The organism is Serratia sp. PL7 (genome assembly GCF_945957435.1).
In genome coordinates this window covers 78,231-102,931 of record NZ_CAMFLB010000001.1, presented here as the reverse complement: position 1 = coordinate 102,931, position 24,701 = coordinate 78,231, and the positions used below count along the sequence as shown (strand labels likewise).

Genomic DNA, 24,701 nt, shown 5'->3' with positions numbered 1-24,701 from the left:
GGGCAACTACGCTTAATGACGTGACCTCACCCTTATTGAGCAGGAGCGACAGCATGAACGACCAGCAACGCCAGCAGCACGAGCCGGATGAGACAATGCAGGTAGAGAGCGAAGAGCAGGAACAGGGCAAACGCGAAATCGAAGTCAGGGAAGAGAATCTGCCGTCACGCGCGGCGGCGGTGCATGAACAGATCCGAATGGAAGGCGAAAAAGAGCTGGAGCGCGACGGGCTGGCGCTGCTGTGGTCGGCGATTGCCGCCGGGCTGTCGATGGGCGCCTCGCTGGCGGCGAAAGGCATTTTCCACGCCCGCTTGCCGGACGATCCCAGCCGCTTTTTCATTGAGAACCTCGGCTACACCTTCGGTTTTATCATTGTCATCATGGCGCGCCAGCAGCTGTTTACCGAAAACACCGTCACGGCGGTGCTGCCCATTATGCATAAACCCACGCCGCGCAACCTGCTTATCCTGCTGCGCCTGTGGGGCGTGGTGCTGCTCGGCAATCTGATCGGCACCGCGCTGGCGGCGCTGGCGTTTACCCATATGCCGCTGTTCGACGCCGAAACGCGCCGCGCCTTCATCAGCCTGGGCGAAGAGGTGATGCGCCATACGCCGGGAGAAATGTTCGCCAACGGCATCCTGGCCGGCTGGATCATCGCCACCATGGTATGGATGTTCCCGGCCGCCGGCGCGGCGAAAATTTGGGTGATCGTGTTGATGACCTACCTGGTGGCGATTTGCGATTTGACGCATATCGTGGTCGGCTCGGTGGAGATCCTGTATCTGGTGTTCAACGGCGCGATTGGCTGGCAAGCATTCGTTTATCCGTTCGCCCTGCCGACGCTGGCGGGCAACATCATCGGCGGCACCTTTATCTTTGCGCTGATCAGCCACGCGCAAATCCGCAACGATTTGAGCGCCAAAAATAAGGCGGCGCGCCTGCAAGAGGAAAAACGGCGCCACGGCGGGGAAAAACCGTGATCGCCGTCGGTTAGCCGAGGAAATTTCGGCGCGAACTGGCGAGGTATTGAGCAAACGCGCCGCTAAGCGCTTATTCTGCGGGTAAAAAAAGGTATAATGCCCCGGCAGCTTCGGTTGCCGGTCCGCAGCGTCCCCGTAGTTAAACGGATATAACAAGCCCCTCCTAAGGGCTAGTTACTGGTTCGATTCCAGTCGGGGACACCATTCTTTCTCATCAAGCCATTCCCCATCATCTGCACCCGCAATCCCCCTTTTCCCTTGTTCAGTCACGGATTCCTCCAAGCGTTATGATGGGCATTAGTTGAAAAACTTGATATCCGTCGGCGTTGAGATCGTCGCCGCCTCACCTCTGGCCTGCAACTCGCCCGTCTCATCATCGAAATCGAACAGCGTAACGCTATTGGTGAACACATTCGTGACATAGAGGCGGTTGCCGTCGGCATCAAAAGCGAGCGCCCGCGGTTCAATGCCGCCGGCCTCATAGCGCGTCGGCACGCCTGGCAGACCGTCCCTGCCTATTTTAAATACCAGCAGGTGGTTATCGGTACCGCGATGGGTGGCAATAAGATATCTGCCGCTCGGGCTCAGGATAATAGCCCCGCCGCTTTTCTCCTCCGCCGAATCGAGGCCGCCGTTCAGTTTCACTTTCCCTTGCCGCGTCAATCGATGATCGCTGACGGCAAACGCCTCGATCTCGCCCGCCATTTCAGTGATGACATACGCATATTCGCCTTCTGGCGAGAACACCATGTGCCGTGGACCGGCGCCGGGCGCAAAGCCGACATCGCGCGAAGCATCCGCCTGCAGCGGCTGCGCGTTATCCGGGCGATAGCGATAGGCGTGCAACTTATCGCCGCCGAGATCCGCCGCGTACAGGTATTGGCCATCACGGCTGAAGGTGGTGGAGTGCGTATGCCCGCCTTCCTGGCGCCCCTGCACGATGCCGGAGCCGGGTATAAACGGGTAATGCTGCACGCGTTCACCCAGTGTGCCGTCGCTGCGAATCGGCAATACCGTCACCCCCGCGCCGCCTTTGGCGACGGAGTAGTTGGCGACAAACAGAAACTTACCGTCCGGGCTGAGTGTGGCATGCGTCGGCTGCTGGCCCGCACTGCTCACCGTATTCAGCACCCGCACGCTGCCTGCGTCGTCTATTGCCAAGGCGGTCACCGTTCCCGCATCCTCTTCATTGGTGACATAGGCGAAACGACCATCGCGAGATTTTGCGATCCATGACGGGCTTTTCATCTTGATAACATTGAGCAGCGTTAACGTGCCGTCGACATTTACCCTCAGACGATAGAGCCCTTCACTGGGGAACGCCGGTTTCTGCACCGCAGGCGCATCCGGAATATGGGTCCAGGTACCGACTAACGCTATTTGTTGAGGCTCCCGATTATTGGCCATCGCATTTCCTGAAAACATGAAGAGGGTTAATGCCAGCATTAATTGAATGACCTGCCAGCCTAAACCGGCAACGTTCACCCAGCCAGACACAGACAACGTTAAAGGTAGCATACCGAAAGCGTAATGGTGTTTATTCATTGAACCGGGGGATTTCTCTACACTCATGATGTCTCCTTTTCTCAACGCTACACCACAGGAATCAGTATATCGACATTAACAACTTCGCTGTTTAAATGCTCGTTTCTATATAGCTCGATAAAAAAGCTTTCCCTCATTTTGACATTAATGGCCGGAAGGTAAGCGTCATAGATGCTTTCAAAAAAATCAATGTACTCAGGCAACGCTCCCATAAAGGGAATAACAATATATTTCCCTCTGGGTATGTAGAAGTTAAAAATAGAGTGAAAAACCTCTTGTTCCTTACTATTTGAATGCCATTTACCCGCTCTGGTTTTTTCCACACCATAAGCTTTTCCATTCTTGCTTAACCATTTTTCATTAGTCTGCGTAATGTCACTGGCATCTCTGTATTTCCTTATGGAATGGAAAATCAATGCTTTGTACTGCTTTAACAACTCAATATCATCCGGCATGACCGTGTGATAAAAATAGGGCTTATTGTCATTGCCATACGGTGGGATCTGGATGGAGAAATCCCATCCCCGGCTGTTTCTAAAGCTGTTGGGCGTTTCGCCAAAGAAACGTTTGAATGCCCGCGTGTAACATTGCTGAGAGGCAAAGCCCGATGCCAAGGCGACATCCAGTATGTTCCCTTGATGTTGTTTAAGCAAAATTGCGGATCGGCTCAGCTTTCTGTGCCTGATATAAGTTCCGAGCGTCATACCAAAATAATGTTTAAACAGCCGTTGCAAATGCCATTTAGAATACCCTGAGATAATAGACACTTTCTCAACGGAAAGGCCCTCTATAATATTCTTCTCCATATACTCTAACACCTGTAAAAGAATATCTTTCCGATAGTCCATGCGCGCTCCTTGCTTTTATAAAAATTGTGTCCTTTTCATTAAAATCGTTAACCAACCAAACCAAGTCATTAAGATTAATCCTAAAAAAAATCACCTTGGCAGCGCCATTTTTGCGGCATAGGAAAAGTCATTACTTAAATAACTGAAAATGATCATGTTATATAAATCCACCCGCAAAAAAACGGCAAAACAAAAACAACCCACATAAAGTGCTCCCGTCAAAGATGCATTTACATCTCCAGGGAGAATCACACTTTTTGCCAATTGTTTTATCTTAACGTGTTTTTTTACACTCCACTGGCATGGCCGAATAGGAATTTCATCATCACAAATTAAATCGTGAATTTATTGTTTGGTCGGCTGATAAAATTATTGAACCTAATGCGAAGAAGTAGGAACAATGTCGAGGGAGGATGCGGTGGATAAACGCAAGGCCTTAACCTCGGGCCAGATAATCGCAGAGCTTCATAGCGCGTTTCTTTTTTATCTTTTCCCATACAAAGCAGAATCGATGTTTCAACAAACCTTGTTCGATGCCCTACGTTACCCTCCACGCCAATTGGGGCGCCATTTATGCCTCGCTCTTCCCTCGTAACAGTGCCGTGTCTGCATACGCTGTGCTTTGTTGCCACAGCACGGCAAAAAGCCCGGCTCGCCAGGACGGGCTTTTCATTAACGGACTGATTAATCAGCCAGGTTGTCGATCTCTGCCGATCGGTGCTTGCGCAACAGATACAGCAGCAAAGATACCCGCCGCTCGGTGCGTTCCGGGGTATCCGGCGGCAGGTTGTAGCGCAAGGTGTAGCGCTCGTTGTTCTCGTTGCAAAAATCGATGACGAGCACGGGAGCAGACGCTCCCGCCACTTTTCGATAGTTCAGCGAGATGCACGACAGGTTTTTTCTCATCTCAACTTACCGCGACGGTACGGCGGGTTGATTCGGCAATCCGCCCCACGCCGGCGCTCAGCGCAGCGCCCAACAGCAGTATCAGCAGTGAGCCCCATGCGGCGCGAGACAGTTGTTTGGCCGCTTCATCAGCCGCTTCACGCGCTTTATGCTCGGCCTCGGCCTTGAGTTTCTCCACTTTCTGCACCGCCTGCTGATAAGCCTGAGCATAATTATCGACGATTTGGCTCGCTTCATCGCGGCTCTTGCCGGTGCGTGCCGCAACGATATTCACCAACGCATCCTTGTCGGCGGCGCTCAACGTCGGCTCACCGGACTGCTTGACGCGCTCGAACCACTGCTTAAGCTCGGTGGCGGCCTGCGCCGGATCTGCCGCGGCATCCACGGCCGACTGTTTGCCGTCGGCGGTCGCCCTATCGGCCTTCTGTTCCAACCGAGCCGGATCCAATTCCGGCTTGCCGGTCTGCTTGAGCGTGGCGTTCAACTGATTTTCCAGGCTTCCCCAGTCAAGGCTGATGCCCTTTTTATCCAGCTGTTGCTTGAGGCCTTCACCCACGTTTGGCGCTGCCGCCGCCAGGCCGCTGCCCGCCAGTGAGAGCCCTTTACCCACCGCGCTGCCCGCCAGCCCCACCACGCCGCTTGCCAATGAAACCATCAGCCAGGTGGTCAGCAAGGTGGTGATCGCCCAGCTCAGCAGGCCATGCAAACCGCCGCGGTTCGGCGCAGTGCGTCCGGCGACGAACGCACCGGCGGCCAGCGATGCCAGCGTGGAAACCAGCAGCCAGATCCCGGTGCCGGTGCCAAAACCGCTCAGCGGATTGCCCTTTTGCATCATATCCACGGCCTGGGCGCCGATAGCCGTACCCAGCACGCTGAAGATAAGATAAGTCACCAGCGCCACGGCACTCCCGGCCAATATCGAGCCCCATGACACCTGAAACGCAAAGCGATTTGATTCATAGACAGTGGTCATCGTTGTTCCTTATATTTTCTGGACAAGTGATTGCACGCACGGTGGATAACCGCGCAGACAAATTCAGTCTGCCGCGCGGCGGCGTCGGCCGTCCCAGTTCATTTGCGCCAGAATGCCTAGTGCATTCACACCCTGCGAATACGCACCTTATGCACTAAGCTGCTCAGCGAGTAGCGTAACCCGCGGCCCCGTCAGAGGCCGCTCCCCTTCTGTCTAGCGGAGAGCACATGAACCCATCCGTCCTGGCCAGCGAAACCCACCGCGGCCACCTGCAGCAAATCATCTCCGGCTTGTCCGACGGCGTGATCCTGACGGATACCGATCAAACGCTTCTCTGGGCTAACGAAGCCGCGTTGGCGATGCACGGCGTGAGCCACCAGAAAGCCCTGGGGGCTGATGCCGGCGAGTACGCGGCGCGTTTTGCACTGCGTTATCGCAACAACCACCCGCTGGCGCTGGAACAGTACCCGCTGAGCCGGGTTGCCGATGGCGAAACCTTCACCGATGTGGTGGTGGAGGTTCGGCAGGTCGACGATCCGGAGAGCTTCTGGGTGCACCGCCTGCGGAGCCTGATCATCACCGATGCGCAGGGGCAGCCGGAGCTGCTGGCGCTGATCCTGAGCGACGCAACGGAGTGGGCCAGCGCCGAACAGCGCTTTGAAAAAACCTTCAACGCCAATCCGGCGCCGGCGGTCATTTGTCGGCTAAGCGACCTGCGTTACGTCAAGGTCAACCAGGGGTTCCTCGATATGACCGGTTACCAGCGTGAACAGGTCATGGGGCGTTCGGTTTATGAACTCGACGTCTTGGAACAGGCAGAGCACAAAGAGCTGGCGGTTCAGCGCCTAGGGGAAGGCGCCACCATTCCGCAGATGGAGGCCGAGCTGAAACTGCCCGGCGGAGGAAGCAAGCTGGTGGTGGTTGCCGGTCAACCGCTGGATATCAATGAAGACGACTGCATGCTGTTCACGTTTACCGATCTCGAACCCCGGCGCCTGGCGGAATCGGCGCTACGAGAAAGTGAAGAGCGGTTCGCCAAGGCATTTCGCCTGAGCCCGGTGCCGACGTTGGTGTGTACCGCAGACGAGCGGCGCGTGCTGGACGTCAACGAAGCGTTCACCCGCACCACCGAGTACGACGCCGAAGCGTTGATCGGCAAAACGGTCGATGAGATCCAGTTTATTGACGATCCCGAGGCGAACCGCCGTTTGTTTGCCGCACTGGAAAAAAGCGGCAACGTCGAAGGGTTGGATATCCAGGTGCGAAAGAAAGGGAGCGAGCTAATCGACTGCGTGGCCTCGGCGGATGCCGTCAGTATCCATAATGCGCCCTGCTACCTGTTGGTGCTCATGGACATTACTGAGCGTAAACGATCGGAGCTGGAGCTGGTGAATGCCATCGAAGAAGTGATGCAGGATGCCTCGTGGTTCAGCCAAACTTTGATCGAAAAACTGGCCAACGTAAAAAGCATCAACCGGCCCGACCAGGCTGGATTCACCGCCAGCGACCTCACGCCGCGCGAGCGCGATGTGCTGGAATTGATTTGCGAGGGGCTGCCGGACAAGAAAATCGCGGCGCGTCTCAATCTGGCGCTCAACACCATCCGCAATCATGTCGCGACGGTCTATTCCAAACTCGGCGTGCACAGCCGCAGCGAAGCCATCGTCTGGGCCAGAGAGCGCGGGCTGTTTACCGGCGGAGCGGCCTCTAGGAACGGCAAGTAGCCTGCAAATGCACTACCCGCACCGATGCAAACGCCCCTTATGAGCGCAGAGTGAAGTGCATAACATGGCGGTGCAAATGCAGGCTTTCGCTCTGTGCGAACGCCAAACGGATCGAACCTTAGGAGCACATCATAATGAACAGCGAAAAAGCCAATGGCATGATGGACAAAGTGGCGGGCAAAGCGCAGGAAATCGCAGGCGACGTCAGCGGTAACGAACGTTGGCAGGCCGAAGGCGTCACGCGCCAGGCAGTGGGCGCGCTGCAAGAAAAATACGGCGACGCCCTGAGCTGCGCCGGCAGTATGATGAAGAAAAACCCCCTCGCCGCGTTGGCACTCGTTGCCGGCGCAGGTTTGTTGGCCGGCCTGCTGCTGCGTCGCCGTTGATTAGCGCCGACGATCAACCTGCTTTTCCCTGAATGTTGTGCCCAGTGGGTAACCACTGGGCACGGTTCTCTGGCCAGGCGGGGCTCAGCGTTATCGATTGCTACCTCCATCTCGTTGGCATCCGGGCTTAACGCGTACTCAACGTCGCCATGCGACGGATGATTATGGCGAAACCGTTATATCCCGCAGGGAATATGAGCTTTTATCGTTCAGGCTGCGGTACACCGCCTTTACTCGCTGCTTAACGGCACCTCTTTTTATTATATTCGTCCTATTGCTGATTATCATCGCCCCCACCGCCTGTTATTTCCGGTTGTTATGCAATTCTCTTCAACATATCGAAATCCCTCGGTATAAAAACCGAATAGATCAATCAGGCTGGGTTTATCCTCCGCGCCATTAAATGTTAATATTGCCAGATTGTGCGCACGGAGAAATAGCATGTTCCCCAGTAAAAAACATTCACAGCGGGCGACCCCGCTGACCAGCTATCAATTTTCCCGGCTGCATACTTTTGAATGCGTCGCCCGCCATTTATCTTTTGCGCTGGCGGCGCAAGAATTGTCGATCACCCCCAGCGCCGTAAGCCACCGCATTAATTTGCTCGAAAAGGAATTGGGCTTTCTGCTGTTTCAGCGCTTTCATCGCAGAATTACCCTGACGCCGGAGGGCGAGCGCATGCAATGGGCGCTGGACAGTTCCTTCAACACCTTGAATCAGGAAATTCTGGACATTAAAAATCGCGAGTTGACGGGAACATTGACCCTCTACTCACACCCGTCTCTGGTGCAATGTCTGCTGCTGCCGCGCATCGGCGACTTTATCGCCCAGCACCCCACCATTCACCTCAACATTTTGACCGGGCAGGAAATCATCAACCTGGCCAACCGCGGCGTGGACCTGGCGATGTACTTCGGCAAACTGCCCTCGGGGCGGCATCTGGACGAGGCCTTTATGCAGGAATCGATGGTGCCGATTTGCACGCCGCAGTACGCCGCTGCACATAACCTGTACGATGCGCCGGAAAACCTGGCTCACTGTACGCTGCTGCACGATCGCTACAACTCCGGCGAAGATGAGTGGCAAACCTGGTCACAACACTTTGCGTTGGGGCTGGATACCGACAGTAAAAGCATGGAGTTCGACCGTTCCGATCTCGCGGTACTGGCCGCCACACGGCACCTTGGCGTCGCCATGGGGCGGCTTAATCTGGTGCAGGACTGGATAAAAAGCGGCGAACTGATCATTCCGTTCACCAACATGACCGTGCCCTGTGAGCACTGCTATTTTACCTCGACCATTTCCGAACGGCAGTGGCCCAAGATCCTCGCGTTTAAGCAGTGGATCATGAAAATCTCCCCTCTGGTCTGATGGCCAGAGGGTTAGCGCTCTACTTTGGGGGAATAAGAAAAATGCAGCGCGCAGGCGTAGAGCCGGCCGGCCTTTGAATAAGAAATATATTTTCGACTTTTATCCCAGGTCAGCAGGGAATTATTGGCAAAATAATAAACCTCCAATCGCATCCCATTCGCCAACCTCGACCAGCCTCGGCTTCTTATCACGGTAAAATCACCGTTATCGCTGAGCGTAATCAGCGGCACGCCCCAAGCATAGCGGGATATTTGCAACTGAATAATGAATTGGCTTTCGCAGCTTATTTGGTAGTTCTGTACATCAACATCCATAATTTATATTTTTGGTGCCACCCTTCGGTCAAAATAAAGAAGATATGAACAACTCACCACGATTAACCCCAGCACGATCAGCACAGCACCCAATACAAACTCAATTTGCAGTGGTTCGCCGAGAATGGCGACCCCCGCCAGGATGCCGAATACCGGCGTCATAAAGGTGAGAATGCCCAGCGAGGAAGCCTGATAACGGCGCAGCAGTGAAAACCAGATCAGGTAGCTGAAGAACGACACGATCAGCGTTTGGAACAGCAGGCTGCACCAGGCCACCGGGCTCAGGACGACGTGCAAATTGCCCGTCGCTATCGCCAGCAGCGACAGCAGCACGCAGGCGCCCGTCAACTGGAATAACAACGTCTGTTTGGCCGGGCACTCCGCCAGACGCGTGGTACGGATCACCAGGGTAGAACCGCCCCAGGCGATCCCCGCCAGCAGGCCATAGAAATCGCCTTTCAGCCGATCGGCTCCGCCACTTCCGTCAGCCATGCCCGATATGGCCAGCACCACGCCGCCAAAGGCGATGAGCATGCCCAGCCACTGCACCGGTGATAGGCGCTCCTGAGGAAGGAGAAAATGCAGACCGAGGGCGGAAAATAGCGGCGCGGTGTACAAAAACACCGCCATATGCGAGGCGCTGGTGTAGCGCAGCCCTTCGGAGACAAAAAAGAACTCCAGCGCGAACAATGCCCCTACGCTCAAACCGGCGCTCAGCGTGGCGCGATCCCAGGTGAAACACTCGCCGCGGCAACGCGCCAACAGGTATACCCCCAGCGCGGCGAGGCCCGAGCGAATGGCAATTTGCAGCACCGCCGACACATCCTGCTCGGCGGCCTTGATCGCCACCTGCTGCATCCCCCAGATGGCGCAAAGCAGCACCATGGCGGCGGCGGCCCTGCCGTCAATACCGACTCTTGCATTCATAATAGAATTCTCGCCACCGTTGAAATAATCACAGGCCACCGTAGAATTATTCTTTATACACCACGATTTCCTGATAAAGTTTAATAACCTCACCATCGCTGTCGACGGAGTCGGTATATTCAGTTTGCTGCGCTAAATGAATCACCCGCCATCCTTTACGCGCCAATTCCGGGATCGTCAGGCGCCCCACGCCGCGGCAGGTAAACAGGGTATCGTCAGATAACCTGAGTTTGCTAACCTCTGCATAATCATAAGCTTGAGAATGGCAAACGTGCGACTCCGCCGCCATCGTCGGTAATGAAAACAGCCCCACCAACAACATTAACAGATTTCTCATGGCGACCTCCCAATCGCTTATTCCTGCCGACCGTTTACGCAGAAGAAGGCAAACGTTAATACGGCGGTGACAGGCTGAAATTAATTATCTCTTGCACGACTAAAATTACAGGCTGACGCCGATGACTGACAAATGAAAAATATAAACCTTGGCGTTAGATGAATTCATCCGAATCGAGAGACATAAATAATGGCGCTTTTCACCGCACGAAATGGTCAAAAACCGGCCAATAATTAGCAAGAAAAGTAATTATTTATCTCACCGTTTATGTTACAAATGCCGCCCGCCGCTAAAACACCAAAAAAACCGTCAAAATGCGTGAAAACGCAGCGTTCTGCGCAAAACATCGGCATGGCGGCGCTGATGGGGCGGTCATACATAAAACAGGGATAACACATGGCAATGAAATTGCGCGTAGTGACTCAAGCGGTGGCGCTGGGTCTGGCGATCGGCAGCGCGTCGTTCGCCGCTCAGGCAGAAATCACTCTGCTGAAGCAAGATCCACAGGCCGGCGATCCGCTCAGCCGCCTGAACTTTACCGTTGGCGGCAGCATCCGTCCGCAGTTCAACAACATGACGGGCGACGGTGACAAGGGCTCGTATAAGCGTAACGGCTTCGATGGCGGCACCCGTTTCCGTTTCGCAGCGGACTACTACCTGTTCGACGATATCAGCTGGATCAGCTACTACGAGCTGGGCGTGAACATTCCGGCGCTGTTTGACTGGGATCACCACTATGCCGACGGCGCGAGAAACACCAGCCGCCGTATGCTGTATACCGGCCTGAAAAGCAACACCTGGGGCCAGATGACCTTCGGTCAGCAAAACAGCGTTTACTATGACGTGGTTGGCGCCAAGACCGATATCTGGGACTACGACATGCTGGCCCAGGCACCGGGCAACGGCATCAACGGCGACTACGACGGCTCTTACCGTTCACGCAAAATGCTGAAGTACAAGAACCGCTTCGGCGATGCGGACGTTTACGCCTCGTACCTGTTCAGCGACAGCGACTACCTGCCGGGCAACGGCCTGCGTTATAAGCGCAAAGGCGGCGGCTCACTGGGTGTGGATTACCACATTACACAGGATCTGACCTGGGGTACCGCCTGGAACTACACCCGCGCCGAAATGCGCAACCCGTCCACCAGCGGCAGCAAGAGTTATGACCAGAACATTTTCGGTACCGCCATCAGCTGGAAACCGGACAACTGGACGCTCACCTTCGGCGGCGGTTACTACAACGACTTCCTGACCACCAAGAAAGCCGACGTCAACAATTACTTCGCCGGCGATGCGTGGGGTATCGAATACCTGGCCGGTTATACCGTGCCGGTGAGCCAGTACGCGGTGAAATCGGTGATGCCGTACTTCATGGGCGACCGCCTGGAATACATCAGCGGCCGCAACTACCAGCGCATCGACAACGGCCTCGGGGTTACCGTACAGTTTGACTACGGTTTCCGCGTTGACGTAGAGCACGTGCTGACATCGAGCACCGACAACCTCGGCGATATGACCGTGGTCCGTCTGCGCTACGATTTCTGATTGCTCAGAACGTAAAAAAGGCCGCGCAAGCGGCCTTTTTCGTTGTTTGAAGCAGCGGTCAGAAGCCGCCGCGCGCCGAGCGCCCTACCGCTTCGCCCAGTTGCCATACCGCCATGGCGTAATGGGTGCTGTGATTATAGCGGGTGATAGTGTAGAAGTTCGGCAGACCGTACCAATACTGGTAGCCGGTGCCGACGTCCAGCCGCAGCAGGCTGGCCTCTTGGTTATCCCCGAGCGAACCCTGCGGGCTCAGGCCGGCTTCAGCCAGTGCGGCGACCGAGTAGCGGGTCTTGAAGCCGTTTTCCAACCCCGGCGCCTGGCCGTTGGCCTGAATGGCGACCGGCTCGCCCTTGGACCAGCCGTGCGCCTTGAAGTAATTGGCCACGCTGCCGATGGCATCGACCGGATCCCACAGGTTGATATGCCCATCGCCGTTGAAGTCGACCGCGTAGCTTTTGAAGGAAGAAGGCATGAACTGCCCATAGCCCATCGCGCCGGCGAAGGAGCCGCGCAGCTCGAGCGGATCGTCACCTTCGGTGCGCGACATCAGCAGGAAGGTTTCCAACTCACCGGCGAAGTAATCGGCGCGGCGCGGGTAGTTGAAGGCCAGCGTCGCCAGCGCGTCGATAATGCGGGTTTTACCCATTACGCGGCCCCAGCGGGTCTCCACGCCAATAATCCCCACGATGATCTCCGGCGGCACGCCGTACACCTGCCAGGCGCGCTGCAGCGCATCCTGATATTGATTCCAGAACACCACGCCGTTTTGCACGTTATCCGGGGTGATGAACTTGTTGCGGTAGCGCAGCCAGGAACCGTTCGGCCCGGTTGGCCCCTGCGTAGACGGCGTCGGCGCCTGTCTGTCCATCAGCCGCAGCACCGAGTCCAATCGCCGAGCCTGCGCCAGCACGTCGTGCAGCTGCTGCCGGTCAAACCCGTGTTCCTGCACCATCTTATCGATAAAGCGCGCGGTATTCGGGTTATTGGCGAAATCCCCTCCCAGCGGCGCGCCGCTGTGCGCCGGGCTCAGCAAAAAGCCGCCCTTTACCGGGGTGCTCTGCGGCGTAGCGGTGGTACTGGGTTTCGGCGTGCTGCTACAGGCAGCAAGCAAGGTAATCAGCGGTAAAAGCGCAACCAGGTGACGCATCGGATATCCATAGCCATGCAAGAGATAAGTGGGAGTTATGTTAATGCATTGTTCAACGCGAACAAACAGGATTATGCCGCCAATGACCGCGTCAGGTAGCCAAACGTGCCAAATTGTGACGTTTTGCTCGGTGAAAGGACGCCCTGTGCGGCCGCGTGGAATCTCAACCGCGACTAAATGAGAAAAATTATCACCTTGACGCCCCCGTTTACCCCGCTAGAATGCCCGGCTGCTTGCCATCCGGCCTCCGCCGGGCGGCCAATGATGACGACAACGGACTGTGATGGAATCTCTCGGACAACTCACCAAAGACCTTTACCGCGGGCGCATCTCGCGCAAACCCTTTGTTTTCTCGCTGGCGATCTTCGCCGTTGGCATCGTGCTGCTGTTGTTTCTGTCGACCTATCTGGATAAAAACCATTTTCGCGCCCATGCGCACGGCGACACCGAGGAATTCGTCTCGGTGCTGCTGTATCTGCTGTGCATCATGGTGTGGGCGCTGTTCTGTTTTGGCCTGGTGGCGTGGTTTATGGCCAAAACCGCGTTTCGCCTTAATGATATCGGCCTGCCCGGTTGGGTGCTGGCCGTCACATGCTACGTTTGCTCGGTGCTCAACAACTACTCCCCCGGCCCGGTGGCGCGCTGGCTGCCGCTGTTCAGTCTGGCCGTCATGATCTGCGCCCTACTGTTGCCGCCCGACGGGCTGCGTCGCAAGCCGCGTGAACATGCCGATTGAGCGCCATTCCGCTCAAGGCTATGGCTATCCGCCGGCCGCGCCGTCACAATAGCGCCTCATTCAGGTTTCAATCAGGGATTGCCATGTACAGCCACTACCCCGCCCATTACACCTTCGATAGCGACAGCGACGCCTGGCAGATCGGTTTCCACGACTTCCCCGAGTGGCAATCTGCCTGCTATAAACGCGAAGACATCGAGCTGGAAGCGCAGGAAAGCCTGCTGGCCGCCATCGCCGCCACGATGGATGAAGGCCTGCCTCTGCCCGCCCCTTCTCCTGCGCAAACCGATGACGTGAAAGTACACCTGCCGGCGCTGGTGGCGCTGAAGATCGAGCTGCACAACGCCATGCTGCGCAAAAACACCGGCAAAGCACAGCTGGCACGCAAGCTGGGATTCAACGGCGGGCAAATGGAGCGGTTGCTGGATATCGGCTACGCCTCGAAGGTTGAAGCGCTGGAGCAGGCGTTGTATCTGCTGGGCTACGAAGTGCGCGTGACGATAAACGAAGTTTGCCAATAGGTTAGCAACAGGTAAGCAAAATATTATCCGCAGGGGCTAAATTTTCCTCCATTCGCGCCGATGTGATCGTTACCTAATCACTTGTCGCAACAACGAAGGCTAAAAATGGAGTGGAGTCGCCGTCATATTTGGGCCGTTATTCTGCTGTCTTGTCTCGTTTTTTGGGGCATTCTGGCGACCGGCATCAACGCCGTCGCCTGAGCGCCCGCCGCTGCATTGCTTCATCCCCTATTTTACAGCCCGCCACGGCGGGCTAGTTACTGTCGCCCGCCCATAAAAAGCGTTATAAAACAGCGCACCCTGTTCAAAAAACAGCCGAAAATTGTGATCAAAAACACAGTATTGAAATCAGACCAGTATTGAGAGTACATTAGCGCCGATCCTGTCGCGGTTCGGATTTTACCTCACGGAGCATGAGGCGCGACAACCGGACAGCCCGCGCTCGAGGACGTTGTTCTTTCGCTTGGAAGAATCCGCCCGACAAGCAGGTTGCCCATAAAATACTCAGCACAACAATCGGGATCATTGCTGGCGAGGACTCCAGACAGGAGTTGTTCAGTGAAATATTTTTTGATGGGCGTGTCATTCATGCTGGTTGCCTGGGTTGGCACCTTCATGTTGATGGTTGCCTGACGGTAGCCAGACCAGGAACACAGCCAAAGGGACGCGCAAGCGTCCCTTTGTCGTTTCTGCTGACGATCATTTGCCCGGCATCATGCGGCGCAGGGTGTCGTCTTTACGCAGGTAGTGATGATACAGCGCCGCCAGCGCATGTGCGCCAATGATAAAGTAGCCGATGTTCGCCAGCGTCTCATGAACCGTTTTAACCAGCTTGCGCATCACCGGATCCGGTGTCACCCACTGCGGTATCGGCCACCCCAGTAAAGTCCACGATTTCCCGCCGTAGGCCAGGGTTAACACGCCCAGCAGCGGCAACATCAGGAAGACCACGTACAGCAGCCAATGGAAGATCTTAGCACCCACTTCCTGCCATTCCTCCAGCGGCGGCGTGGTCGGCGGCGCAGCGTGGAAAGCGCGCATGGCCAACCGAATCAGCATCAGGGCAAAAACCGATACCCCAAAATTAAAGTGCAGAGTTTTGACCAGCGGCGCCCACGCCTCCGGCACTGAATCCTTCAGCAACATCGCCGCATAGGTGAGGATCACCATCAGCAAAGTCAGCCAATGTAAAACGATTTGCGATCGCGCGTAGCGGTTGCTCATACACTCTATCCAAAAAATAAAATTCAGCGTAGTTGAGCATAATGGGGAAATAATGAAGAAAACCTTGGGACGGAAAAAATAAGGCCGGGCGAACGCCCGGCCTGACAGGATTATTTGGCGCTGCCGGCTTTGCCCGGCTTCAGCAGCCCGTCCGCGCGGAACATCGCCTTGATACCGCGCACCGCCTGGCGGATACGGTCCTGGTTCTCGATCAGCGCGAAACGCACGTGGGTATCGCCGTAGTCGCCGAAGCCGATGCCCGGCGAGACGCAGACCTTGGCTTCCGCCAGCAGGCGTTTGGCAAATTCCAGCGAACCGAGGTGGGCATAAGGCTCGGGAATTTTCGCCCACACGTACATCGACGCCTTCGGGTTTTCCACCATCCAGCCCGCCTCATGCAGCCCCTTCACCAACACGTTGCGGCGCTGCCGATACTGCTCGGCGATATCGCGCACGCACTGCTGATCGCCTTCCAGCGCGGCGATGGCCGCCACCTGCAGCGGCGTAAAGGTCCCGTAGTCGTGATAGCTCTTGATGCGCGCCAGCGCGCTGACCAGTTCGGGATTGCCGACCATGAACCCGATGCGCCAGCCGGCCATGTTATAGCTTTTCGACAGGGTGAAGAACTCCACCGCGATGTCTTTCGCCCCCGGCACCTGCATGATCGACGGCGCTTTCCAGCCGTCATAAACGATATCGGCATAGGCCAGATCGTGGATCACCAGCACGTTGTACTGTTTGGCCAGCGCCACCACCCGCTCGAAGAAATCCAGCTCCACGCACTGCGCGGTCGGGTTGGACGGGAAGCCGAGGATCATCATTTTCGGGCGCGGAATGGTTTCCCGAATGGCGCGCTCCAGCTCACCGAAGAAATCCACACCGTCCACCAGCGGCACCGAGCGCACCTGGGCGCCGGCGATCACCGCGCCGTAAATGTGGATCGGGTAGCTGGGGTTCGGCACCAGTACCGTATCGCCGTGATCAAGGGTCGCCAGCATCAGGTGCGCCAGCCCCTCTTTCGAACCGATAGTGACGATGGCTTCGCTTTCCGGATCGATATCCACCTGATAACGATCGGCATACCAGCGCGAAATGGCACGGCGCAGGCGTGGAATGCCGCGCGAGGTGGAATAACCGTGGGTGTCGTCGCGCTGGGCGACGGCGCACAGTTTTTCCACGATGTGCGGCGGCGTCGGGCCGTCGGGGTTACCCATGCTGAAGTCGATAATATCCTCGCCGCGACGGCGTGCGGCCATCTTCAGTTCGGCGGTGATGTTGAATACGTAAGGGGGAAGGCGTTCAATGCGCGTGAAACGGCGCTGTGGACTGTTATCAGCCATAGGGGATTCCTCGATAGACGTTAGCGCCCGGACCGTCCGAGCGACGCAGGCCAGCGAACTGACCGAATATCGAACATAGCGCAGCGCCGACGAGCTTGTCGATACCCTGCGCGATATTTTTATTTAGCGCCCTGAAACTCCGCCGCCAGCAGCCCGAACAGCCAGTCGTCGCACCACTGATCCGCCAGACGGTAGTTGTCGCGCAGCGTGCCCTCCAGCTGGAAACCACACGACTCCAGCAGGCCGCGCGAGGCGACGTTACCGGCGGTCACGGTGGCGGTCAGCTTGTGAAAACCGCAGGCGTTCACCGCAAAATCCAGTACCGCCCGCAGCGACTCCTTGCCATAGCCCTTGCCCTGCCCGGAAGGCAAACTCCCGTATCCCACTTCCGCCTGCCGATACGGCGCCCAGTGCGGACGAAAGCCGGTAATGCCCACCGCCTCTCCGCTGTGCTTCTCACGCATCACCAGACACAACCACTGCTCGCCGTGTTTGTCCCAGGCCGGCAGCCGCTCTTCGAACCGAGCGCGGATCTCCGCTTCGCTGCGCGGATCGGAGATGTAACGGATCACCTCGGGATCTTGGTACAGGCGCAGAAACAGCGGCCAATCCTCGACGGTTATCGACTGTAAGTGCAGACGTTCAGTGACCAGCTTCATAAAATCTCCGAAAAACGAAAAAGAGGAACTTACGAATGAAAGATATCTCTTTATTTTCCCCGATTGGTTGCCGATAATCATTCACGTTAAAACCACAAAACCTTAACGTCTTGCCCGATTCCCTACAACTGCCCGCCGCCGTTATCCACGCGGCACCAGGAGAACACCATGGCCTCTTTAGTCATCGACGATATTCCGCAGACGATCGTTAACGTCAAGCGCCAGCTGCGCCAGGCATTGCCGAACTACCGCGACGTCTTTCTAGCGCTGGAAGAGAACATCCGCGGCCAGGTCGAACAGATCCGCCGCGAGCTGGCCGCCGGCCATAATCCGGTGCCGCAGATCGACGCAGAAGATATCCTGCAGCAGCGCGTCAGCGAGCAGCAAATAGCGCTGATCAAACAGCGCGGCGCCTGCGCCATTCGCGGCGTGTTCCCCCGCGCCAAGGCCGAAGGCTGGAACCGGGAAATCGGCGACTACCTTGAGCGCAACAACTTCGTCGAACGGTTGAAAAACGCCGCCGAAGACAACTATTTCGGCAAGTTGGCCGCCAGCAAGCCGCAGATTTACGGCATCTATTGGTCAAAACCGCAGGTTGAAGCGCGGCAGGATGCGCGCATGCATGCGGTGCAGGTGTTCCTCAACAGCCTGTGGGCCACCGAGAGCAACGGCAAACAGCATTTCGATCCGACCCGCGTCGCCACCTACGCCGATCGCACCCGCCGCCGCCCGCCGAACTCCTCGTCGCTGGGCCTGTCACCGCACGTCGACAGCGGCACCATTGAGCGCTGGCTGGACGAAAACTTCCGCTATGTATATCGCCACGTTTTCTCCGGCGACTGGCAGCAGTACGATCCCTTCGCCGCCGACGGCCGCACCGAGGTGCGCGAAATAGCCTCCCCGGCGGTCTGCTCGATGTTCCGCACCTTCCAGGGTTGGACGGCGCTGACGCCGCAGCGCACCAACGCCGGCACGCTGAACCTGGTGCCGATCGCCAACGCCATGGCCTATGTGTTGCTGCGCGCGCTGCAGGACGACGTCGCCGACGACGATCTGTGCGATGCGGCACCGGGCCGCGCGCTGTCGATCTCGGAAAAGTGGCATCCCCTTTTATTAAGTGGGATTTCCCCCATTCCCGATCTGGAGCCGGGCGACACGGTCTTTTGGCACTGCGATGTGATCCACGCGGTGGAGAACGAGCATAACGGCGAGTTCGACAGCAACGTGATGTACATCGCTGCCGCGCCGGGCTGCGAGAAAAACGACGCCTATCTGCAGCGCCAGCTGCCGAGCTTTATCGACGGCAGAACGCCGCCAGACTTCGCCCCTGACGACTTCGAGGTGGATTTCGACGGCCGCGCCACCGTCGACCTGCTGACGCCACTGGGCAAAGCGCAGCTCGGCATGGGCTGATCCCCCGCCCGTGGCGCACGCCACGGGCCCCTTTCGCTGTGGTATACTGCCACCATCCGTAAGCCGCAGCGAGAACCCGTCGTGCACCCTTTTTTTGAAATGCTGTTGGCGGTGTTTGATCGCGCCGCGCTGATGTTGATCTGTCTGTTTTTCCTGACCCGCACCCGGCTGTTCCGCCAACTGCTGCAAAAAGAAGACCATACGCCGCTCGAGCTCGGCATCGTCACGGCGATCTTCTCGCTGTTCGCGCTGTTCAGCACCTACTCCGGCATCAACGTCGAAGGATCGCTGGTTAACGTGCGCGTCATCGCCATCATGGCCGGCGGCATCCTGTTCGGCCCCTGGGTGGGGATCGTCACCGGCATCATCGCCGGCGTGCACCGTTATCTGATCGACATCGGCGGCATCACCTCGGTGCCTTGTCTTATCACCAGCATCATCGCCGGCATCAGCGCCGGTTACATCAACCTCAAGGTGAAAAAAGAGCAGCGCTGGCGTGCCGGCATCGTCGGCGGCATGCTGTGCGAATCCCTCACCATGCTGCTGATCGTGCTGTGGGCCAAGCCGACCGAGCTTGGGCTGGATATCGTGTCGCAGATCGCCCTGCCGATGATCCTCGGTACGGTGTGCATCGGCCTGATCGTGCTGCTGGTACAGAGCGTCGAGGATGAGAAAGAAGTGATCGCCGCGCGCCAGGCCAAACTGGCGCTGGATATTGCCCACAAGACGCTGCCCTATTTCCGCAACATCAACAGCGAATCGCTGGCCACCATCTGCGATATCATTCGCCAGGACATCCGCGCCGACGCGGTGGCGATCACCGATACCCACCAGGTGCTGGCCTACGTCGGCGTAGGGCGTGAAGCCTACCCGATCGGCCGCGAAGGGCTGAGCCGCGTCACCCGCGAAAGCATTCGCCACGGCAAAATCATCATCAAGAACAACCTGGAAAACCCGGCCGCGCCGCAGATCCATTCGCAGCTGGTGGTACCGCTGTGGGAAAAAGGCGAAGTGACCGGCGCGCTGAAAATCTACTACTGCCACGCCCACCAGATCACCAACACGCTGAAGGTGATGGCGGTCGGGCTGTCGCAGATCATCTCCACGCAGATGGAGGTTTCGCGCATCGAACACCTGCGCCAGATGGCGGATAAAGCCGAAATGCGCGCGCTGCAGAGCAAGATTAACCCGCACTTCCTGTTCAACGCGCTGAACGCCATCTCTTCCTCCATTCGCCTGAATCCGGACACCGCGCGCCAGCTGATCATCAACCTGTCGCGCTACCTGCGCTACAACCTGGAGCTGAACGATGAACTGATCGATATCCGCAAGGAGCTGCATCAGATCCAGGATTACATCGCCATCGAACAGGCGCGTTTCGGCGCCAAGCTGACGGTAATTTACGACATCGACGACGACGTCTCGGTGCGTATTCCGAGCCTGCTGATCCAACCGCTGGTGGAGAACGCCATCGTGCACGGCATCCAACCCTGCAAGGGGAAAGGGGTGGTGGTGATCGCGGTGAAAGATCAGGGCGACCGGGTGAAGATTTCGGTGAAGGATACCGGCCACGGCATCAACCAGGAAACCATCGACCGGGTGGCGCGCAACGAAATGCCGGGCCACAATATCGGCCTGCTCAACGTACACCACCGCGTGTCGCTGCTGTACGGTGAAGGGCTGCATATCCGCCGCCTGGAGCCGGGCACCGAAATCGCGTTCTACATCAGCAAAAACGGCGGCAAGCTGCATCAGGAGCCGAGCGCGCCGCCGGTCGGGGAGGCCTCATGAAAGCCATCATCGTGGAAGACGAATTCCTCGCGCAGGAAGAACTCAGCTACCTGATCAAGAAACACAGCAATATCGATATCGTCGCCACCTTCGAGGATGGCCTCGACGTCCTCAAATACCTGCAGACTCACCAGGTCGACGCCATTTTCCTCGATATCAACATCCCGTCGCTGGACGGCGTGTTGCTGGCGCAAAACATCAGTAAATTCGCGCATCGCCCGTCGATCGTGTTCATCACCGCCTATAAAGAGCACGCGGTGGAAGCGTTCGAGATCGAAGCGTTCGACTATATCCTCAAGCCCTATCACGAGGCGCGCATCGTCACCATGCTGCAAAAACTGGAGGCGCTGCATCATCGCCCCGCCGGCGCGACGGAGCCGGCCAGCGCGCCGAGCCGCGGCAGCCATAGCATCAACCTGATCAAAGACGAGCGGATCATCGTTACCGACATCAACGACATCTATTACGCCGCCGCCGATGAAAAGGTGACGCGGGTCTATACCCGCCGGGAAGAGTTCGTGATGCCGATGAACATCACCGAGTTTTACGGCCGGCTCCCGGAAGAACATTTCTTCCGCTGCCATCGCTCTTACTGCGTTAACCTGGCGAAGATCCGCGAGATCGTCCCCTGGTTCAACAATACCTACATTCTGCGGCTGAGCGATCTCGAGTTTGAAGTGCCGGTCAGCCGCAGCAAGGTGAAAGAGTTCCGCAAGCTGATGCGCCTGTAAGCGCTTACCAGCGCGGGCCCGGACGGTAGTAATACCCCGGCGGCGGCGGTGGCGGCATGCGGTAATGCGGCCGGTCGCGCCAGTCGCGCCAGTCGCGCCGCGGCGGCCCGTAGTAAATCACCCGGGGCGGCGGGCCGTAATAGTACCCGCGCGGGCGTTCATACCGGTGATGATCGGCCCACCAACGCGGATCGCGCCAGCGATAGCCGTCCCAGTAGTGGCCGCGATTATCGCGATCGCCGATATGCAACGACAGGCCAGGCACGTTCACGCCGATGGACACGTCGGCCTGGCTCGCCAGCGGCAGCGCCAGCAGCGCGGCCAGTAACAACAGCGTTTTTTTCATTTCATGGACTCCTGCAGAGCGGACCTCGTCCGATCGCAGATAACATAGTCCCGCGCTCACCGCCGCTCTATAGGCGCAATGCCGATTTACGCCTTTCAGACGCATCCTTCACAATTCCACCACAATCGTTCACCGGCGATTAACAATAAATCGTTGATATCTTTGATGTAGATCACGTGTCACCCCCGGCATTTCACGCGCTTTTCGGCGCAAAAACGGCAACTCACGCCGCATAACATGCATTTCATTCCTTCCGTCGTGCAACTCATTCCCGATCCGCCGCCCGCCGGGGGTGCCGGCCATATAATAAGCCCATACCGCGGGAACACAGATTCACCCCGCAAATTTCAGCCAACGGCTCACGCCCGGCAACGCACACACAGGAAGGAGACCGGCCATGAACACCAAACCGGCAAATCGCAGCTTAATCGTTCTCGGCACCATCATCTGTCAGATGGGTCTGGGCACCATCTACACCTGGAGCCTGTTCAACCAGCCGCTGGTCGACAAGTTCCACTGGGGGCTGGCAGACGTTGCCACCACCTTCTCCATCACCAGCTTCTTCCTGGCCTTCGCCACGCTGTTCGCCGGCAAGCTGCAAGAACGCTTCGGCATCCGCAATCTGACGCTGTGTTCCGGCATCCTGGTCGGCCTGGGTCTCATCGCCAGCGCCCACGTCAGCTCGCTTGACATGATTTACCTGCTGGCCGGCGTGGTGGTGGGCTTTGCGGTCGGTATCGCCTACATCTCCACCCTGTCCAACCTGATTAAGTGGTTCCCCGCCAACAAAGGCCTGATTTCCGGCATCTCCGTCGGCGCCTTCGGCAGCGGTAGCCTGCTGTTCAAATACGTCAACGCCGCCCTGATCGCCGACGTCGGCGTTTCCGGTGCCTTCTTCTACTGGGGTGCCATCGTGATGGGCCTGATCGTCGTCGGCTCCCTGCTGCTGAAAGAGCCGGTGCTGGCGACCAACGCCGCACAGCCAGGCGCCAACGGTCTGGGTAACGACTACAGCGTGCGTCAGATGCTGGCCACCAAAGAAGCCTACCTGCTGTTCACCATCTTCTTCGCTGCCTGCATGAGCGGTCTGTATCTGATTGGCATCGTGAAAGACATGGGCGTTCAACTGGCCGGGATGGACTTGGCCACCGCCGCCAACACAGTGTCCGCCGTCGCCATCTTCAACACCGCCGGCCGCATCATCCTGGGTACGCTGTCCGATAAAGTGGGCCGCATGCGCGTCATCAGCTTCACCATGCTGGTTACCGTGCTGGCGATTGTCGCCCTGAGCTTCATGACCCTGAACCACACGCTGTTCTTCATCTGCGTCGGCGCGGTGGCCTTCTGCTTCGGCGGCAACATCACCGTGTTCCCGGCGATTGTCGGCGACTTCTTCGGCCTGAAAAACCACAGCAAGAACTACGGCATCATCTACCAGGGCTTCGGCCTGGGCGCGCTGGCCGGTTCGTTCGTCGCCAAATACTTCGGCGGCTTCCACGCCACCTTTATGGTGATTGGCGTCCTGTCCGCCGCTTCTCTGCTGATTACGCTGTTCATCAAAGCGCCGAAGGCGGTGGCAGCGGAAACGGTAGAAACCGCCCAAACGGCGGAGCTGGCCAAAGCCTGATACCCTACGAAAAAGACAAGGGGCGCAATCTGCGGATTGCGCCCCTTTTTTATCGTGCCGCCGCGTTGCTTACAGCTGCATGCCCAGCGTCTGGCGCAGATGCGCGCCGGCCCCCAGCAGGCCCGGTTGGCCATGGGTTATCATGAACACCGGAATGTCTCGCACATAGTCGCGGAAGCGCCCCTTGTCTTCGAAAGCGGCGCGGAAGCCCGAGGCCTTGAAGAATTCCATAAAGCGCGGCACGATGCCGCCGGCGATGTACACGCCGCCAAAGGTGCCCAGATTCAGCGCCAGGTTGCCGCCGAAGCGCCCCATGATCACGCAAAACAGCGACAGCGCACGGCGGCAGTCGATGCAGCTGTCGGCCAGCGCCCGCTCGGTAATGTCCTTCGGCTCCAGTTTCTCCGGCAGGCGGTTGTCCGCCTTGACGATGGCGCGATACAGGTTGACCAGGCCCGGCCCGGACAGCACGCGCTCGGCGGAAACGTGCCCCACTTCACCGCGCAGCACCTCCAGAATAATGTCTTCTTCTTCGCTGTTCGGTGCGAAATCGACATGGCCGCCCTCGCCCGGCAGGCTGACCCAGCGGCGATCGACCTGCACCAGGTGGGCAACACCCAGCCCGGTGCCGGCGCCGTACACCGCGATCGGTTTGCCCGGCTGCGCATCGCCGCCGCCAAACTGCAGCACGTCGTCCGGCGAGAGCATCGGGATCGCCATCGAGACAGCGGTGAAATCGTTGATCACTTCCAGATGACTCAACCCCAGGTTGGCCTTCATTTCTTTGATAGAGAACGCCCAGCTGTGGTTGGTCATCGCGACCCAGTCTTCCGTCACCGGGCAGGCAATCGCGATACAGGCGTCCTGCACCTCGATATCGCACGCTTTCAGGTAGTGGCGGATCACCGCCTCCAGGCTGTCGAACTCCAGACCGGAATAGGTTTTCGCCTGGGTAATCTCACCCGTCGCAACAGTGCACAACGCCAGGCGGGCATTGGTGCCGCCAACATCACCCACGAGGGCATAGGTCATTGATTTCGTCTCCGCAAAATGAAAAATAAAAAGCTGCCCACACTGTAAAATCCTGCTGCGAAAACAACAATCACCCGCCTCGGATCTGCGCCCCAATAGCGATCCGGATCACAAAAAACGTTTCAGCTTGCCCGTGATGCCGCGATTTGAAACAAATTGCGGCAAAAAACGCGCCGCCGCGACTGTTAACCGTCATCGACGCCGGGCAATATCAATGCGTGCCTGCTCGCCGATAGTCTGGCAAGCTGTGGCCACTGCCCAACCACCCGCTCTCC

Annotated in this window: 25 protein-coding genes and 1 tRNA gene; 13 read left to right on the top strand and 13 right to left on the bottom strand. The window is 57.6% G+C overall.

Annotated features, from left to right (window positions below):
• The first annotated feature begins 53 nt into the window (after positions 1-53).
• Together N6G83_RS00540 and N6G83_RS00535 are read left to right on the top strand one after the other, a co-directional pair.
• A complete protein-coding gene (locus tag N6G83_RS00540) occupies positions 54-980 on the top strand; it encodes a formate/nitrite transporter family protein (RefSeq protein ID WP_049207362.1) in 927 nt (308 codons plus the stop codon).
• A gap of 129 nt (positions 981-1,109) precedes the next feature.
• Positions 1,110-1,184 (top strand) — tRNA-Arg (locus N6G83_RS00535).
• 93 nt (positions 1,185-1,277) lie between these two features.
• Here the strand turns inward: N6G83_RS00535 and N6G83_RS00530 are convergent.
• The 4 genes from N6G83_RS00530 to N6G83_RS00515 form a co-directional block, all read right to left on the bottom strand.
• Complete coding sequence (locus N6G83_RS00530; RefSeq protein WP_260514349.1) at positions 1,278-2,552, bottom strand: lactonase family protein; 1,275 nt, start codon at positions 2,550-2,552, stop codon at positions 1,278-1,280.
• 20 nt (positions 2,553-2,572) lie between these two features.
• On the bottom strand, positions 2,573-3,373 hold the full coding sequence (locus N6G83_RS00525; protein WP_025303734.1) for a helix-turn-helix domain-containing protein: 801 nt from the start codon (positions 3,371-3,373) through the stop codon (positions 2,573-2,575).
• 684 nt (positions 3,374-4,057) lie between these two features.
• Complete coding sequence (locus tag N6G83_RS00520; protein WP_043140211.1) at positions 4,058-4,279, bottom strand: hypothetical protein; 222 nt, start codon at positions 4,277-4,279, stop codon at positions 4,058-4,060.
• 1 nt (position 4,280) lies between these two features.
• Complete coding sequence (locus N6G83_RS00515) at positions 4,281-5,252, bottom strand: hypothetical protein (RefSeq protein ID WP_260514346.1); 972 nt, start codon at positions 5,250-5,252, stop codon at positions 4,281-4,283.
• A gap of 227 nt (positions 5,253-5,479) precedes the next feature.
• Between N6G83_RS00515 and N6G83_RS00510 the strand changes: the two genes are divergently transcribed.
• The 3 genes from N6G83_RS00510 (at position 5,480) to dsdC (ending at position 8,733) form a co-directional block, all read left to right on the top strand.
• Complete coding sequence (locus tag N6G83_RS00510; RefSeq protein WP_043140220.1) at positions 5,480-6,976, top strand: helix-turn-helix transcriptional regulator; 1,497 nt, start codon at positions 5,480-5,482, stop codon at positions 6,974-6,976.
• Between the two features lie 134 nt (positions 6,977-7,110).
• A complete protein-coding gene (locus N6G83_RS00505) occupies positions 7,111-7,362 on the top strand; it encodes a CsbD family protein (protein WP_025303738.1) in 252 nt (83 codons plus the stop codon).
• Positions 7,363-7,803: 441 nt separating this feature from the next.
• Complete coding sequence (gene dsdC / locus N6G83_RS00500; protein ID WP_025303739.1) at positions 7,804-8,733, top strand: DNA-binding transcriptional regulator DsdC; 930 nt, start codon at positions 7,804-7,806, stop codon at positions 8,731-8,733.
• Between the two features lie 11 nt (positions 8,734-8,744).
• On the opposite strand, the gene N6G83_RS00495 is transcribed toward dsdC, so the two are convergent.
• Genes N6G83_RS00495 through N6G83_RS00485 form a run of 3 tightly spaced genes read right to left on the bottom strand, consistent with a single transcriptional unit; the run spans position 8,745 to position 10,311 of the window.
• Positions 8,745-9,047, bottom strand: coding sequence for a hypothetical protein (locus tag N6G83_RS00495; protein ID WP_049294901.1), 303 nt, complete (start codon positions 9,045-9,047; stop codon positions 8,745-8,747).
• A 3-nt stretch (positions 9,048-9,050) separates the two neighbouring features.
• The gene (locus N6G83_RS00490) at positions 9,051-9,974 is read right to left on the bottom strand and encodes a DMT family transporter (protein ID WP_148123880.1); all 924 of its coding nucleotides are present in this window, start codon (positions 9,972-9,974) and stop codon (positions 9,051-9,053) included.
• Positions 9,975-10,020: 46 nt separating this feature from the next.
• The gene (locus N6G83_RS00485) at positions 10,021-10,311 is read right to left on the bottom strand and encodes a hypothetical protein (RefSeq protein WP_025303742.1); all 291 of its coding nucleotides are present in this window, start codon (positions 10,309-10,311) and stop codon (positions 10,021-10,023) included.
• A 402-nt stretch (positions 10,312-10,713) separates the two neighbouring features.
• Here N6G83_RS00485 and N6G83_RS00480 point away from each other — a divergent pair, with 402 nt between their 5' ends.
• Positions 10,714-11,859, top strand: coding sequence for a porin (locus N6G83_RS00480; RefSeq protein ID WP_373276039.1), 1,146 nt, complete (start codon positions 10,714-10,716; stop codon positions 11,857-11,859).
• A 58-nt stretch (positions 11,860-11,917) separates the two neighbouring features.
• Here the strand turns inward: N6G83_RS00480 and mltB are convergent, their stop codons facing one another.
• Positions 11,918-13,006, bottom strand: a complete 1,089-nt coding sequence (gene mltB / locus N6G83_RS00475; protein ID WP_049203736.1) for a lytic murein transglycosylase B — start codon at positions 13,004-13,006, stop codon at positions 11,918-11,920.
• Positions 13,007-13,289: 283 nt separating this feature from the next.
• On the opposite strand from mltB, the gene N6G83_RS00470 reads away from it, so the two are divergent.
• From N6G83_RS00470 to ypdK, 3 genes are all read left to right on the top strand, one after another.
• Complete coding sequence (locus N6G83_RS00470; RefSeq protein WP_089181171.1) at positions 13,290-13,742, top strand: DUF805 domain-containing protein; 453 nt, start codon at positions 13,290-13,292, stop codon at positions 13,740-13,742.
• An 83-nt stretch (positions 13,743-13,825) separates the two neighbouring features.
• Positions 13,826-14,263: a hypothetical protein gene (locus N6G83_RS00465; RefSeq protein WP_260514340.1), complete on the top strand. Its 438-nt coding sequence runs from the start codon at positions 13,826-13,828 to the stop codon at positions 14,261-14,263.
• Between the two features lie 558 nt (positions 14,264-14,821).
• A complete protein-coding gene (gene ypdK / locus N6G83_RS00460; RefSeq protein WP_099782600.1) occupies positions 14,822-14,896 on the top strand; it encodes a membrane protein YpdK in 75 nt (24 codons plus the stop codon).
• A gap of 66 nt (positions 14,897-14,962) precedes the next feature.
• Here ypdK and N6G83_RS00455 read toward each other — a convergent pair whose 3' ends face one another.
• The 3 genes from N6G83_RS00455 to N6G83_RS00445 all read right to left on the bottom strand — a co-directional run bounded on the left by N6G83_RS00455 (position 14,963) and on the right by N6G83_RS00445 (position 17,486).
• Positions 14,963-15,487 carry a cytochrome b gene (locus tag N6G83_RS00455; RefSeq protein ID WP_164099836.1) on the bottom strand — a complete coding sequence of 175 codons (525 nt, stop codon included), beginning with the start codon at positions 15,485-15,487 and terminating at the stop codon, positions 14,963-14,965.
• Between the two features lie 110 nt (positions 15,488-15,597).
• Positions 15,598-16,827 carry an alanine transaminase gene (alaC, locus tag N6G83_RS00450; protein WP_016926818.1) on the bottom strand — a complete coding sequence of 410 codons (1,230 nt, stop codon included), beginning with the start codon at positions 16,825-16,827 and terminating at the stop codon, positions 15,598-15,600.
• A gap of 119 nt (positions 16,828-16,946) precedes the next feature.
• Positions 16,947-17,486: a GNAT family N-acetyltransferase gene (locus N6G83_RS00445; protein WP_260514337.1), complete on the bottom strand. Its 540-nt coding sequence runs from the start codon at positions 17,484-17,486 to the stop codon at positions 16,947-16,949.
• 168 nt (positions 17,487-17,654) lie between these two features.
• Between N6G83_RS00445 and N6G83_RS00440 the strand changes: the two genes are divergently transcribed.
• The 3 genes from N6G83_RS00440 (at position 17,655) to N6G83_RS00430 (ending at position 21,421) form a co-directional block, all read left to right on the top strand.
• On the top strand, positions 17,655-18,899 hold the full coding sequence (locus N6G83_RS00440; protein ID WP_049203742.1) for a DUF1479 domain-containing protein: 1,245 nt from the start codon (positions 17,655-17,657) through the stop codon (positions 18,897-18,899).
• 99 nt (positions 18,900-18,998) lie between these two features.
• Complete coding sequence (locus N6G83_RS00435; RefSeq protein WP_025303750.1) at positions 18,999-20,690, top strand: sensor histidine kinase; 1,692 nt, start codon at positions 18,999-19,001, stop codon at positions 20,688-20,690.
• On the top strand, positions 20,687-21,421 hold the full coding sequence (locus N6G83_RS00430; RefSeq protein ID WP_025303751.1) for a LytR/AlgR family response regulator transcription factor: 735 nt from the start codon (positions 20,687-20,689) through the stop codon (positions 21,419-21,421). The genes N6G83_RS00435 and N6G83_RS00430 overlap by 4 nt, the downstream gene beginning before the upstream one ends.
• A 4-nt stretch (positions 21,422-21,425) precedes the next feature.
• Here the strand turns inward: N6G83_RS00430 and N6G83_RS00425 are convergent, their stop codons facing one another.
• Positions 21,426-21,767, bottom strand: a complete 342-nt coding sequence (locus N6G83_RS00425) for a DUF2502 domain-containing protein (protein ID WP_260514334.1) — start codon at positions 21,765-21,767, stop codon at positions 21,426-21,428.
• 397 nt (positions 21,768-22,164) lie between these two features.
• Between N6G83_RS00425 and N6G83_RS00420 the strand changes: the two genes are divergently transcribed.
• Complete coding sequence (locus N6G83_RS00420; protein WP_025303753.1) at positions 22,165-23,394, top strand: OFA family MFS transporter; 1,230 nt, start codon at positions 22,165-22,167, stop codon at positions 23,392-23,394.
• A gap of 69 nt (positions 23,395-23,463) precedes the next feature.
• Here N6G83_RS00420 and glk read toward each other — a convergent pair whose 3' ends face one another.
• Positions 23,464-24,426, bottom strand: a complete 963-nt coding sequence (glk, locus tag N6G83_RS00415) for a glucokinase (RefSeq protein WP_025303754.1) — start codon at positions 24,424-24,426, stop codon at positions 23,464-23,466.
• Positions 24,427-24,701: the final 275 nt, after the last annotated feature.

Bases quoted from the DNA above. Each gene is read 5' to 3' on its own strand.
- N6G83_RS00435 (WP_025303750.1), top strand. From the start codon at position 18,999: ATGCTGTTGGCGGTGTTTGATCGCGCCGCGCTGATGTTGATCTGTCTG.
- N6G83_RS00505 (WP_025303738.1), top strand. From the start codon at position 7,111: ATGAACAGCGAAAAAGCCAATGGCATGATGGACAAAGTGGCGGGCAAA.
- N6G83_RS00495 (WP_049294901.1), bottom strand. From the start codon at position 9,047: ATGGATGTTGATGTACAGAACTACCAAATAAGCTGCGAAAGCCAATTC.
- N6G83_RS00540 (WP_049207362.1), top strand. From the start codon at position 54: ATGAACGACCAGCAACGCCAGCAGCACGAGCCGGATGAGACAATGCAG.
- N6G83_RS00530 (WP_260514349.1), bottom strand. From the start codon at position 2,552: ATGAGTGTAGAGAAATCCCCCGGTTCAATGAATAAACACCATTACGCT.
- alaC (WP_016926818.1), bottom strand. From the start codon at position 16,827: ATGGCTGATAACAGTCCACAGCGCCGTTTCACGCGCATTGAACGCCTT.
- dsdC (WP_025303739.1), top strand. From the start codon at position 7,804: ATGTTCCCCAGTAAAAAACATTCACAGCGGGCGACCCCGCTGACCAGC.
- N6G83_RS00480 (WP_373276039.1), top strand. From the start codon at position 10,714: ATGAAATTGCGCGTAGTGACTCAAGCGGTGGCGCTGGGTCTGGCGATC.
- N6G83_RS00445 (WP_260514337.1), bottom strand. From the start codon at position 17,486: ATGAAGCTGGTCACTGAACGTCTGCACTTACAGTCGATAACCGTCGAG.
- mltB (WP_049203736.1), bottom strand. From the start codon at position 13,006: ATGCGTCACCTGGTTGCGCTTTTACCGCTGATTACCTTGCTTGCTGCC.
- N6G83_RS00470 (WP_089181171.1), top strand. From the start codon at position 13,290: ATGGAATCTCTCGGACAACTCACCAAAGACCTTTACCGCGGGCGCATC.
- N6G83_RS00510 (WP_043140220.1), top strand. From the start codon at position 5,480: ATGAACCCATCCGTCCTGGCCAGCGAAACCCACCGCGGCCACCTGCAG.
- N6G83_RS00455 (WP_164099836.1), bottom strand. From the start codon at position 15,487: ATGAGCAACCGCTACGCGCGATCGCAAATCGTTTTACATTGGCTGACT.
- N6G83_RS00520 (WP_043140211.1), bottom strand. From the start codon at position 4,279: ATGAGAAAAAACCTGTCGTGCATCTCGCTGAACTATCGAAAAGTGGCG.
- N6G83_RS00525 (WP_025303734.1), bottom strand. From the start codon at position 3,373: ATGGACTATCGGAAAGATATTCTTTTACAGGTGTTAGAGTATATGGAG.
- N6G83_RS00425 (WP_260514334.1), bottom strand. From the start codon at position 21,767: ATGAAAAAAACGCTGTTGTTACTGGCCGCGCTGCTGGCGCTGCCGCTG.
- N6G83_RS00515 (WP_260514346.1), bottom strand. From the start codon at position 5,252: ATGACCACTGTCTATGAATCAAATCGCTTTGCGTTTCAGGTGTCATGG.
- N6G83_RS00420 (WP_025303753.1), top strand. From the start codon at position 22,165: ATGAACACCAAACCGGCAAATCGCAGCTTAATCGTTCTCGGCACCATC.
- glk (WP_025303754.1), bottom strand. From the start codon at position 24,426: ATGACCTATGCCCTCGTGGGTGATGTTGGCGGCACCAATGCCCGCCTG.
- N6G83_RS00485 (WP_025303742.1), bottom strand. From the start codon at position 10,311: ATGAGAAATCTGTTAATGTTGTTGGTGGGGCTGTTTTCATTACCGACG.
- N6G83_RS00490 (WP_148123880.1), bottom strand. From the start codon at position 9,974: ATGAATGCAAGAGTCGGTATTGACGGCAGGGCCGCCGCCGCCATGGTG.
- N6G83_RS00465 (WP_260514340.1), top strand. From the start codon at position 13,826: ATGTACAGCCACTACCCCGCCCATTACACCTTCGATAGCGACAGCGAC.
- N6G83_RS00440 (WP_049203742.1), top strand. From the start codon at position 17,655: ATGGCCTCTTTAGTCATCGACGATATTCCGCAGACGATCGTTAACGTC.
- N6G83_RS00430 (WP_025303751.1), top strand. From the start codon at position 20,687: ATGAAAGCCATCATCGTGGAAGACGAATTCCTCGCGCAGGAAGAACTC.